This window comes from Microcoleus sp. N9_A1 (assembly GCF_036701795.1).
Classification (GTDB): Bacteria; Cyanobacteriota; Cyanobacteriia; order Cyanobacteriales; family Microcoleaceae; genus Microcoleus.
Genome location: NZ_JAUBRI010000001.1, coordinates 213,683 through 226,018 on the forward strand (window position 1 = coordinate 213,683; position 12,336 = coordinate 226,018).

General features: G+C 46.4%; 6 protein-coding genes and 2 pseudogenes. 6 read left to right on the top strand and 2 right to left on the bottom strand.

All coding sequences use genetic code 11. The features are described 5' to 3' along the window. The first annotated feature begins 57 nt into the window (after positions 1-57). The 3 genes and pseudogenes from arsM (at position 58) to QUA58_RS00865 (ending at position 4,751) form a co-directional block, all read left to right on the top strand. Complete coding sequence (gene arsM / locus QUA58_RS00855; RefSeq protein WP_333392657.1) at positions 58-1,026, top strand: arsenosugar biosynthesis arsenite methyltransferase ArsM; 969 nt, start codon at positions 58-60, stop codon at positions 1,024-1,026. A 241-nt stretch (positions 1,027-1,267) separates the two neighbouring features. After that, positions 1,268-2,863 (top strand): annotated as a pseudogene (locus QUA58_RS00860) (GAF domain-containing protein); the annotation flags it as partial. A 247-nt stretch (positions 2,864-3,110) separates the two neighbouring features. Next, on the top strand, positions 3,111-4,751 hold the full coding sequence (locus QUA58_RS00865; protein ID WP_333392658.1) for a thioredoxin-like domain-containing protein: 1,641 nt from the start codon (positions 3,111-3,113) through the stop codon (positions 4,749-4,751). A gap of 157 nt (positions 4,752-4,908) precedes the next feature. Here the strand turns inward: QUA58_RS00865 and QUA58_RS00870 are convergent, their stop codons facing one another. Beyond that, positions 4,909-5,709, bottom strand: a complete 801-nt coding sequence (locus QUA58_RS00870) for a circadian clock KaiB family protein (RefSeq protein ID WP_333392659.1) — start codon at positions 5,707-5,709, stop codon at positions 4,909-4,911. A 61-nt stretch (positions 5,710-5,770) separates the two neighbouring features. Continuing rightward, positions 5,771-7,039 (bottom strand): type IV pilus twitching motility protein PilT, encoded by a 1,269-nt coding sequence (locus tag QUA58_RS00875; protein WP_333248288.1) that lies wholly within the window; start codon positions 7,037-7,039, stop codon positions 5,771-5,773. Between the two features lie 306 nt (positions 7,040-7,345). Between QUA58_RS00875 and QUA58_RS00880 the strand changes: the two genes are divergently transcribed. From QUA58_RS00880 to QUA58_RS00890, 3 genes and pseudogenes are all read left to right on the top strand, one after another. Then, positions 7,346-8,743 (top strand): amidase, encoded by a 1,398-nt coding sequence (locus QUA58_RS00880; RefSeq protein ID WP_333248290.1) that lies wholly within the window; start codon positions 7,346-7,348, stop codon positions 8,741-8,743. A gap of 274 nt (positions 8,744-9,017) precedes the next feature. Then, a complete protein-coding gene (locus QUA58_RS00885) occupies positions 9,018-11,018 on the top strand; it encodes a cation:proton antiporter domain-containing protein (RefSeq protein WP_333392660.1) in 2,001 nt (666 codons plus the stop codon). 335 nt (positions 11,019-11,353) lie between these two features. Continuing rightward, a pseudogene (locus QUA58_RS00890) lies at positions 11,354-12,256 on the top strand (RNA-guided endonuclease InsQ/TnpB family protein); the annotation flags it as partial. Positions 12,257-12,336: the final 80 nt, after the last annotated feature.

Below are 12,336 nucleotides of genomic sequence, written 5' to 3' on the forward strand. Positions count from 1 at the left end.
GGCATGGGCGTCCCGCCCGTGCTCCATCTGCGGTCAAAAATTAAAGGACACTAAAAAATGACCTACCTCGAAACAGCAGCCAAATTCTACAGCGACGTTGCCGAAACTCCCCAAATCGGACTTTGTTGCGTCCAAAGCAGCCCCTTGCAACTGCCAGGATTAAAAATTCCCGAACAAATGCAAGAGATGAATTACGGCTGCGGTACAACAGTCCACGCCGCCGAACTTGTCGGCAATCCAACCGTGCTTTATGTAGGCGTCGGCGGCGGTTTGGAAGCGCTGCAATTTGCTTATTTCTCTAGAAAAAAGGGAGCAGTAATTGCCGTAGATCCGGTTGCAGCAATGCGAGAAGCTGCGGCACGCAACTTGCAAAAGGCAGCCCACGAGAATGAGTGGTTTGATCCGAGTTTTGTGGAAATTCGGGAAGGCGATGCTTTTGCGTTGCCGATGCCCGATGCTTCTGTCGATGTTGTCGCACAAAATTGCTTATTTAATATCTTTGAACCGGTGGATTTAGCTAAAGCATTAAAAGAGACTTATCGGGTGTTAAAACCGGGTGGCAGATTGTTGATGAGCGATCCGATCGCAACCCGGCCAATTCCGCAGCATTTGAAGGAAGACCAACGCTTGCGGGCCTTGTGTTTGTCGGGGGCTCTGACCTACGCAGAATACGTTCAACACCTTGTAGATGTGGGTTTTGGGCAAGTAGAAGTCCGGGCGCGCCGTCCTTACCGGTTGCTCGACAAACATAATTACAAATTGGATGCGGATCTGCTGTTAGAAAGCCTTGATTCAGTGTCTTTTAAAGTGGACATCCCCCCGGATGGCGCTTGCATTTTCACTGGCAAGACGGCGATTTATGCGGGTTCTGAGGAGATATTTGATGACGGTGCCGGTCACGTTTTGCAGCGCGGAGTTCCGGCGGCGGTGTGCGATAAAACGGCTGGGAAGTTGGGGGGATTAATGCCGGATAAGGTGTTGATTACTGATTCGACTTGGCACTATAACGGGGGCGGTTGCTGTTAAGCAAAAAGTTGTTAGAGCAAATTACATTTAGATATAGGTTGGGTTGAAGTTGCTTTAAACCCAACCTACAATATATTTTCTAGACTGGAATTGCATCAATATTTGATGTCAGAGGGAAACCGCAGATAAGACAGATGATTTATTTCAAGATAAGAAAGCCAGTATAGCAATCTTGTCTGCTAATAATTGTTCGTGAAGTGTACCATCTCAAAGTTATTATTGGAGTCATGTCATGAGCTTTAGTTTTTTACAACCTCTCAATAATGAGAGTTTTAAATCTGCTATTACTAATGTTTGTGGGGATAATAAGTGTGGAAATTGTCAAAGATTTCCCGACATATTATCAATGATCGAGCTGCTTGAACCAGAAGGCTGCGATCGCATTCTTAATGAAATGTTGTCTTCCATCACATTAAAAACTGGGGAGTTGTTAAATGCAGATCGAGCTACAATTTTTATATTAGATGAAGAACATAACGAACTGTGGGCGATAGTTGCCAAAGATGAGAATGGCAAAAACATAGAAATCAGAGTTCCCGCCCACGTGGGCATCGCAGGAGAAGCAGCCACAGAAAAAAAAGTGGTTAACATTCCTTATGATTTTTACAACGACGCGCGATCGGCTAACGCCCAAAAAATGGATGAAAAAACGGACTACCGCACTTATACAATGCTGGTTATGCCCGTTATCAATGAGAAAACAGGGCAGTTAGTGGCAGTGGTTCAACTCATTAATAAACTGAAACCCGATCGCGAAAATCACACTACTATTCACGAAAAAATCGACAAGACTGGATTTACTGAAGAAGACGAACAAGTTTTTAAAGAATTTGCTCCCTCGATTCGCTTAAGTATAGAATCCTGCAAGTCTTTCTACGTGGCATCTCAGAGACAGCGGGCTATTACGGCGCTGATGAATGCCATCGGGGCTCTTTCTATGAGCAGCCTAGACTTAGAAGATACCCTAAAAAGGGTGATGGATAAGGCAAAAGAACTCATGAACGCCGATCGCAGTATTATGTGGCTGATCGACGAAGATAAAGACGAACTGTGGACAAAACTCCCCAACATCCAAGGCAACCTGAAAGAAATTCGCATACCCAGAACCGCCGGTTTTGCAGGTATTGTGGCTCAATCCGGCGAACCGCTGTTGATGCCCTTTGATATATACGACGACCCCCGCGCCGCCAGAGCCGAAGTAGATCAACAATCCGGCTACCGCACTTGCAGTATGCTGTGTATGCCAGTGTTTAACTCAAACAGAAAATTGATTGGCGTCATCCAATTAGTTAATAAAAAACGACAGGGAGAATTCCCGCCCTACAACCCGGCAGATTGGCCGCACGCCCCTGAACAGTTTAAAGCGAGTTTTAGTCGCAACGACATAGAATTTATGCAGGCGTTTAACATCCAAGCGGGTGTTGCATTGCAAAATGCTATGCTGTTTTCCGAGGTCAAACAACAAGAAACAAGACATAAAGATGTACTGCGATCGCTCCCGAATGCAATCATCTCCACCGATAAAAAGGGCAATATCATCACAGCCAACAATCGGGCAAAGCAATTGCTAGGTGCTAGCGATGCCGAACTCAAAGAAGGTGTAAGTTTGGGGGATTTAATTAAACTAAAAAATGATAATTTCGCTGAATGGTTAAATGCTGCTTTGTCACCTCAAAGCGACGAAGGTCGAGAGCAATATTACCCCGATCGCGTCCTATTGCCTTTGCAAGGGGAACCGCAGAATATCAATCTGTGGGTTAACTCAATGACAGATGCGATCGACCCGGACAAAATTAACGGGGCATTGGTAGTTATGGAAAATATCAACAGAGAAAAGTAAGATCGAGAACTTGTAAATTTGGTATTTTAGACCGCAACAGCCGTCAATTAAGGTGGCAAGAGCGATCGGCAGTCAAAAAAACACTCCCGTGCGATCGCCCCCTCCCCCTCCTCTTGTGGCACGGGCGTATCGCCTATGTCCTCAAGCGGTTCCCGGACTCAACCTCCCTTTTCCCCCATCCTGCCAAACTTCCCGCTAAATTAAAGAAGGTAAAAAATCATTCACGCCCCACCAAGGAGATCCCATGCCTCGCGTCAGAGCACCAGAATTCCCCGTAAAATACCCCTGGTTGAACACCGAAAAACCTTTATCCATTGAATCCTTAAAAGGGCGGGTCGTCCTCCTCGACTTCTGGACGTACTGCTGCATCAACTGCTTGCACGTCCTCCCAGACTTAAAATACCTCGAACAAAAATATAAAGATTCCCTCACGGTTATCGGCGTTCACTCAGCCAAATTTGAAAACGAAAAAGAAGTAGAAAACATCCGCCAAGCTATCCTCCGCTACGATATCGAACATCCGGTAATTGTAGACAGTGGCATGAAAGTTTGGCAAAGCTATGCCGTTCGCGCTTGGCCGACTTTAATGGTGATCGATCCTGAAAGTTATGTCGTCGGCTTTGTTTCCGGCGAAGGCAATAGAGAAGCACTTGACGAGTTAGTTGGCAAGTTAATTGCTGAATACAAAGATAAAAATGCACTCAACTTTAAACAACTCAGTTTTAGCTTAGAAAAACAGCGCAAACCTGTATCAACACCGCTGGCTTTTCCCGGTAAAGTGCTGGCATTTGCGATCGCTGCAACGGAGGCAAAACAGCTTCACCAACAGGGCGCGCTTTTGGGCGAAATGAGTCAGGAAAATGAATCTGTAGATGAAACTGTATTGCCCGGACCTGCTAATTCAGTTATACAAAACTTAGTCGGTTCTTGCTTATTTATTGCAGATTCCGGCCACAATAGGATTGTTGTCAGCACCCTCGAAGGTGAGGTGCTGCACGTCATCGGTAGCGGCAAACCGGGTTTAACTGATGGGGACTTTGAAGAGGCTGAGTTTTTTGCACCTCAAGGTATGGCTTTTGATGCAGAAAGTCAAATTCTATATATTGCTGATACGGAAAATCATGCTCTCAGAAAGATTGATTTTACGACTCAACGGGTAGAAACTGTTGCTGGTACGGGCGAACAAAGTCACGAAATTTCACCCCCCAGCGGCAAGGGTTTAGAAACGCAATTGAATTCGCCTTGGGATTTAGAAAGAGTTGGAAATAGACTTTTTATTGCAATGGCGGGTTCGCACCAGATTTGGGAAATGCAGTTAGACACTGGCACGATTGGCACTTATGCGGGTATTGGCAGAGAATCCTGTGTTGACGGGAATCTTGCAGATTCTGCTTTTTCTCAGCCCAGCGGCCTCTCTACGGATCGATCGGAGTTGTTTGTTGCTGACAGCGAAATTAGTTCGATTCGTGCTGTGGGTATTGATGAAGACCCGAAGGTGCGAACTGTCTGCGGTAGCGGTGAATTGTTTGGTTTTGGGGATAAAGATGGTCGCGCTGATGAGGTAAGGTTGCAGCACTGTTTGGGTGTTGAATACGCTCAAAATTACCTCTGGGTGGCTGATACTTACAATCACAAAATTAAGCGGATCGACCACCGGGGCGGTACGTGCAGAACGATGATTGGAGATGGTACAGCAGGTTTGGTTGATGCTAAAGGTCTTAATGCTCGATTTTTTGAACCTTCAGGCTTGAGTGCGATCGGGCCTCATTTGTTTGTTGCTGATACGAACAATCATCTAATTCGGAGAGTTGAGTTGGATACGCTGGAAGTCACAACTTTGGATTTCGCCAGTTTGTGCCCTCCTGATGTTTGTCTTCCTGATTAAGCCGATGGGCTTTGGGAGCATCTCTTTCGGAGATAGGAATAAGGCAAAAAAATGGTCTGCTCCGCCCCAAGCAGGGGTAAGGTGCGCAGTGCGCACCCTACAGATACAATGTGTGCGATCGCCAGTATTAAATAATCGCAAAAATCCTCGCCCCCATCTAAAATTCCGAATAGCTCAGCAGCCGCACTATTTTTTCATCATCGTTCAATTCGCCAACAATTCGTCGCACCGGTTTCGGCCAGATTTTAATCAAAGTAGGAGTTGCTGAAATCTGATCTGCCTCAGCTTGTTCTGGATGTTTCAAAACATCAATTACTTTTAAAGTGTAGGGACGATCGAGGCATTGCTCTAAAAACTGGTGTAAATTTTCGAGGGTGCGTTCGGTGCTGGGGTTGCTGCCGGAAACAAACAGACGCAAAACGTACCCTTGAGTTTGTGGCGGTGGGGTGAGTGCTGTTGGTTTGGGAAGCCGAGTCTGCTGCAATAGCGGAAAGCCCAAGGGAGTTACGATCGAACTACTCCAGTCCGATCGAGCTTCGGGGCTGGCATACTGTATAACTAAGTCGTGATTTTCCCAAAGTTCGGGGAATTGTTCGTGATAAGTTGCGATCGCCATTGGTTCGCAAATTTCTTCGCTGCGGGCTTCCCAAACCAAGTCAGCAGTGCCAAAAATGGCATTTAGTAGCGTTTGATGTCGCAGCACGGGGGGGTATGCCTCGGCTGCAACCCGCAACTGTCGATCGGTGCGATCGATCCAGCAGTCAACAGTTGCCGTATAGCAAGGTATCAGAAAATGCGGCGGTTCCGACAAACCGAGGATCTCCTGTAGAGCTACGCACAACTGCAAGTGCCACTGAGTTTGCTTGCGGGGATCTATGCAATAGATTAAGTCTCCCCCTGGCGTAAATAGTGCAATGCCTTTGAAAAATTCTGGCAAAATCGGGCGATCGACTTTCAATTCAGTACACCAATTAAAGTTAACAGTTAACAGTCAACTGTTAACTGTTAACACTCCACCTTTAGACTCGACCCCGAAGCATCTGAGCCATTTCGTTCGGGAACGGCGAGTTCTCTACACAAAGTTCTTCAGTAATCCGACCTTCTTGATAAAGGCCGTAGAGCGACTTATTCATCGTCGTCATGCCTTCATAAGTATCTTTGATCATGATTTGATTGATTTCCTCATTCTGCCCCTTCAGAATGTATTCCTTAACCACGTCGGTATTGATCATAACGTCGTGGAAAGCAGCCCGCTTCCCGTCTGTGGTTTTGCACAGCAGTTGAGCAATAATTGCCACTAAGGATTCGGAAATTGAAACCCGTATGGCCTCTTGTTCTTCCGCCCCGAACATATCCAGAATCCGGTTCAGGGTTTTAATCGCACTGTTAGTGTGCAGGGTTCCTGCAACTAAGTGACCGGTTTGAGAGGCTTTGAGGGCGATTTCCACCGTCTCTCTGTCCCGAATTTCTCCGACTAGCAGCATATCCGGGTCTTGTCGCAGAGCGCCTTTGAGAGCATTCATAAACTTGAGGGTGTGCCGGCCGACTTCGCGGTGCTTGATCAAGGATTTTTTGCTTTCGTGTACGAATTCTACCGGGTCTTCGATCGTGATGATGTTGTAGGCTTTATTCTTATTGATGTAGTCGATCATCGCCGCCAAGGTGGTAGACTTGCCCGAACCTGTCGGGCCCGTCACCAAAATCAGCCCTTTGTGGTAGCCGCATATTTTCTTAAATACCTCCGGCAGCTTCAATTCCTCCATTGTCAATATTTTGGCAGGAATTAGCCGCAGCACCATCGCCGGGCCGGCCAAGGAGTCCATGCAACTGATCCGAATGCGGACGAAGCCGAAGTCGAAAGCGCCATCAAAGTCTAGGGTTTTTTGGAAACTTTCTATTTCTTCATCGCTCATGCACTCGCGCAGCCAGCCAAAAAACGTATCTAAATCCGTCGGTGGATAGCCGATGTCGGCAATCTCGCCCCGCGTGCGGAAGCGGGGGAATTCGTTTACTCCGAGGTGAAGGTCGGATACTCCTTCTTCTTTGGCTCGGATTACTAGCTCTTTCAAACTCGGAACTCCGCCGCTGCTAGAGCTCTGGCCTTTAGGTGTGGCGAAGGATTGGGGCGCTGGTGCAGGCGGCGGTGCTGGTGCTGGTGCGGGCGGGGGTGCTGGTGGCATTCCTGCTGCTCTGGGGGGCATTCCGGGAGCAGGAGGGCGGGGCATTCCTGGTGGTGGGGGGGCTCCGGGTACGGGCGGGCGAGGAGCTGGCGGATGCTGTTGTGTCATATGCGCTACCTTAAGTTGGTGAGAAGGCTGACTCGAACAGATGATTTGTGGGAGTTGAACAATGCCGATCGCCCGAAGAGCGTCTCTTGCACAAAAGCTTAACTGTTGTTCTCAGTCTATCCCAAGAGGGGGTCGTAGTGCTGCACTACTAAGGAAATATTCTGCCAATTGGAGGATGCCATCACTCTCGATATATGATCAAATATGGATTTTTGACTTTTTTGGATAAATTTCTTAAGGACAAGAGTTTGCCGCAACTCAACAGCATTAAATTATACTTTGCCCAACTATTAAGGAGTTAAACGGATGAATTCTGTCGATCAGGCTTTTACTCCAGCCCTAGAATTAGCGAAGTCTATCCGTGATCGGGAAGTATCGCCTCTAGAAATTGTCAATCTGTACTTGGAACGGATCGATCGATTAAACCATCAGCTTGGTAGTTATTTTACAGTAACGGCTGATCGGGCGATCGAACTAGCGACAGCGCAAACCGAACACCTAGCAGGCTTAAACAAGTCAGAGGAATTGCCGCCATTTTTCGGAGTGCCGATCGGCATCAAAGACTTGACACCAGTTGCCGACATTCCCTGTACTTATGGAGTTCAGGCGTTGCACAGTAACATATCTCCCTACAACGAGTCAGTAGTCTGGCGAATCAAAGCAGCCGGATTTAACATTCTGGGCAAAACAGCAACCTCTCAAATCGGCTCATTGCCTTACACCGAGCCCCCAGGTTTCCGGCCCGCCCGCAATCCCTGGAATTTAGGCTACACGCCCGGAGGTTCCAGCGGCGGCTCAGCAGCGGCTGTAGCGGCCGGTTTATGCGCGATCGCCCAAGGTTCAGACGGCGGCGGTTCGATCCGAGGCCCAGCTTCCGCCTGCGGTTTAGTCGGCATTAAACCCTCGCGGGGGCGAGTTTCCTGGGCACCTGTCGGAGATTACCTGAGCGGAATTTCTACCAACGGCCCTCTAGCGCGTACCGTAGCTGACGCGGCCGCACTTTTAGACGTGATGTCAGGGTACACAACCGGCGATCCGTACTGGCTACCAGACCAAAATCCCACGTTTCTAAAGGCTGCCAGTGAAAAATTGGGCAAGCTGCGAATTGCTTTTTCTACCAATATTGCTCCCGTGGGTGAGGCAGCGCCTGTGTGTCAGCAAGCGGTACTTGATACCGTAAAATTATTGGCAGATTTGGGTCACGATGTCGAACCGGGATGCCCCGATTTTACGGGTTTAATCGAACCCTTTACAGTCATTTGGCAGTCTGGGGCGGGTGCAAGCGGCATTCCCAGCAAAGTTTTGGAACCGATGAATCGCTGGCTGTTGGAAAGAACAGTTTCGGCTGGGGAATATTTGCGGGCGGTGAATCAAATGCAGGTTATTTCACGGCGGATTGTGGGATTCTTTGAAAAATTTGATGTCTTAGTTTTGCCCACTTATATGCACTCGCCAATCCGGGTTGGAGAGTGGGCGGATTTGAGTTGTGAGGAAACTTTGCAGCGGATTATTAATTGGGTTGCTCCTTGTCCGCCATTTAATGCTAGCGGTTTGCCTGCGATCGCACTTCCTGCTATTTTAGATAACAACGGTTTACCCGTGGGTATTCAAATTATCGGGCGGCCCGCAGCGGAAGCAACTTTAATTGCTTTAGCGGCGCAGATGGAAGCGGCGAAACCTTTCCCGGTGTTAGATTTTAAATAGAGAAAGGTAAGGGATAAAAGCACGTTTCCCTTTTTTATGGGTATTATTCCAAATCAGGACTTGTGTGCGGGGAACTAGAAACCAGGTTTTTTTCAGAAATTTCTCGTCATCAAACCCGTATTTTACCAATAAACCCGGTTTTTCCCGCCCAGTCCAACTTATTACCAATTACGCTGTAAAATATTGAGAATACCTCTTTAGATTGATAGATATTTTGAGGGTTTTATTTTAAAAGTGGTACCAGTTCGCTGCCAATATGTAGGGTAAAAAATTCATGTTAACTTCCGGGCCAATTACCGCCCCTGTTCCCGTTTTCCTAGTTCTTTTAGCAATCATGCTACTCGCACCGCTGTTATTTGAGCGCTTGCGGCTGCCGGGAATCGTCGGTTTAATTATTGCCGGCGTAATTGTCGGGCCCAACGGTCTCAATTTGCTGCAACGGGACGCTACTATTGTTTTGTTAGGTACTGTAGGATTGCTATTTTTGATGTTCCTAGCGGGACTAGAAACTAGCCTCGATGACCTCAAACTCAATGCAGACAAAGCTGTTATATTTGGGCTGGCTACTTTTTCCTTGCCGATGATATTGGGCACGGGAGCGATGCTGCTGTTGGGATATAGCTGGCTGGCTGCAATTTTAGTCGCTTCTTGTTTCGCTACGCACACGCTTTTAGCCCTACCAATTCTCACAAAATTGGGATTGATGCGAACTCAGACTATTACTACGACTTTGGGCGGGACTTTAATTACGAATGTGTTGGGACTGTTGGTGCTGGCAATTGTTGTCAAAGCTTACAAAGGAAATCTCACTCTAGATTTTTGGCTGGTTCTCATTCCATCTCTTGCTATCTACACTTTTGCTACTTTGTGGGGAGTCCCCAAAATCGGTCGCTGGTTTTTTAAGAAATTCGGACACGACGAAAATGCCGAATTTATATTTGTATTGGCTACCCTATTTCTAGTTTCTTACGCAGCCGAAATGATTGAGATTGAGGCAATTATTGGTGCGTTTTTATCGGGAATTGCCATTACTCAAATCATCCCCAAAATGAGTCCGCTGATGAATCGGATTGAGTTTATTGGGAATACGCTGTTTGTGCCGTTTTTTCTGATTTCTGTGGGGATGTTAATTGACCCGCTAATTTTGGTGAAGCAGCCGCAGTCTTTGTTGGTGGCGGGGGTGATGATTTTAGCAGAATTGGGGAGCAAGTTTTTGGCAGCTTGGATACCGGGGAAAATATTTGGTTTTAAGTTTCCAAACATTATGGTAATGTTCGGTCTTTCTGCTGCTCAAGCTGCTTCTACTTTGGCTGCAATTACGGTTGCTTTTGAGATTAAATTGGTCGATCGCGTAACGGTGAACGGCATCATTGCCATGATTTTAGTAACTTGTGTGGCTTCTCCTTGGATTGTATCTCGGTGGGGTCAAGAAATGCAGCAGCCGGAGTCGAGTTTGCCGGCTGCTACTTCGGGAAAGCATTCATGGGGAGATCGAGTTTTAGTGCCTGTTGCTAACCCGAATACGGAAGATAATTTGCTGCGTTTGGCTTTGATTTTAGCAAAAACATCTCAGGGAACTTTGCTGCCGCTGCATATTTTGTCCGATCGCGGGGAAGCAATTTCACCTGCAGATAAAATGCAGCAAACTCAACTTTTGACGGCTGCGGAAACTGTGGCCCATGCTGCGGCTTGTGCGGTGGAACCGATCGCGAGGATAGATGATGCGATCGATCGCGGAATTCTGCGGAGTGCAACCGAACGCGAGGCTAGTTTAATAGTTTGCGGTTGGAAGGGATTTTCCACGACTCGCGACAATTTTTTTGGCAGCATCATTGACAATATAGTGAGGCGATCGCCCGTACCCGTACTGATTGCTCGATTTCCCGATCCTATCCAGAATACAGCCAGAATTATTTTGGCGGTAACTGACAGCGAGTTGACTCGGTTTGGATTTCAGGAAACCGTGGATATTGCTAAGAGTTTGGCCGACGAACTCAAGGCGACTTTGCAAGTGTTGTTGGTGGCGACAAAACGGGAACAAAGCAACAAAAGTGCGGCGGAGGTGGAAATTCTTTCTGAGATACCAGTAAATCGGGTGCGGGGCAATTTTATCAAGCTAGTTTCGCAGAATTTGTTAGAACACGATTTGCTGATTTTAACAACAATTTCTCACCAGAATTTGTGGGAAAAACCGGGAACTCTCAAAGAACCGGAAGCGATCGCCCGGACTCACCCAAATATTTCGATGCTTGTTGTTTATTTTCCTGTATCTTGAGGAATATTTTAAGGGAGCATCTCATATTTGTAAAAACACTTCTTCTGACTCCTTCCTTCTGACTATTTCCTCCTGGCTTCTGGCTCCTAACTCCAATTTCTAGCTTGGCTGCTTTCATTGAGATGCTCCCGATTTTAACCGCAGATGATGTTATGAATCTGCATTCATCTGCGGTTAAGATTTAACTAACGTGAGTGGGAAGTCCCGCGCTATACCCGTTTACAAGGGTGAGCGACGGGATGAAAACGAACCAGAAAATAAATTGAGCGACAGCGAGTCAATATAGTAGTTGTGTATGCAATAATCAGCTTATCAGTATCCTACAATCTTGATAAATGTATAAGGCGTACAAGTACAGAATCTATCCAACGAGTGAGCAGGAAACCTTGCTTGCGAAGTCTTTTGGCTGTGCGCGATGGTTCTGGAATTATGCGTTAAACCTTTGTCAAGAGACATATAAGAATACTGGTAAGGAATTGTCTAGAGGGTACATACAGGGATTGCTACCTAATCTCAAGAAAGAATATGAATGGCTAAAAGATCCTTATTCTCAATGCTTGCAAGTCGTGGCATTGAATTTATCGACAGCCTACAAAAACTTTTTTGATAAGCGTGCCATGCCGCCTAAATTCAAATCTAAGCATGGCAGACAGTCGATTAGCTATCCCCTAAATGTCAAGTTTGAAAATGACTACATCAATCTACCTAAAATTGGTTTGGTGCATTGCAAACTGCATAGAATTTTTGATGGAGCTATTAAAACTGTCACAGTATCTCGCAACCCTGACGGTAAATACTTTGTTTCCGTTTTAATTGATGATGGTAAAGATCAAGCCGAATCAGTACCAATTAATAAAACAGTTGGGCTTGATGTGGGATTAACTCACTTTGTAATTACCAGTGATGGCTCAAAGTTTGATAATCCTAGATTCTTTGTCAAGCATCAAAGAAACCTCAAACGGAAACAACAAAAGCTATCCCATAAAAAGAAAGGTAGCAACAACCGGAATAAAGCCAGATTGAAAGTGGCAAAAGTTTACTCTAAAATTGCCCAATGTGGTGAAGATTTTCTGCACAAACTATCCCGCAAGGTAGTAAACGAAAACCAAGTTATTGCAGTGGAAAATCTCAACATCAAAGGTATGGTACGGAATCATAATCTAGCCAAGGCAATCAGCGATGTTGGCTGGGGGATGTTTCTCACAATGCTTAAATACAAAGCTGAGTATGAAGGGAAAATCGTATCGGCTCAATAAGTAGGGGTAACAGTTAATCTAGTTGCCAAGACAAGCCCAAGGGATGAAGAGAAGATTTTTCG

Coding starts and splice junctions, on each gene's coding strand:
- QUA58_RS00865 (WP_333392658.1), top strand. CDS start 3,111: ATGCCTCGCGTCAGAGCACCAGAATTCCCCGTAAAATACCCCTGGTTG.
- QUA58_RS00885 (WP_333392660.1), top strand. CDS start 9,018: ATGTTAACTTCCGGGCCAATTACCGCCCCTGTTCCCGTTTTCCTAGTT.
- QUA58_RS00880 (WP_333248290.1), top strand. CDS start 7,346: ATGAATTCTGTCGATCAGGCTTTTACTCCAGCCCTAGAATTAGCGAAG.
- arsM (WP_333392657.1), top strand. CDS start 58: ATGACCTACCTCGAAACAGCAGCCAAATTCTACAGCGACGTTGCCGAA.
- QUA58_RS00875 (WP_333248288.1), bottom strand. CDS start 7,039: ATGACACAACAGCATCCGCCAGCTCCTCGCCCGCCCGTACCCGGAGCC.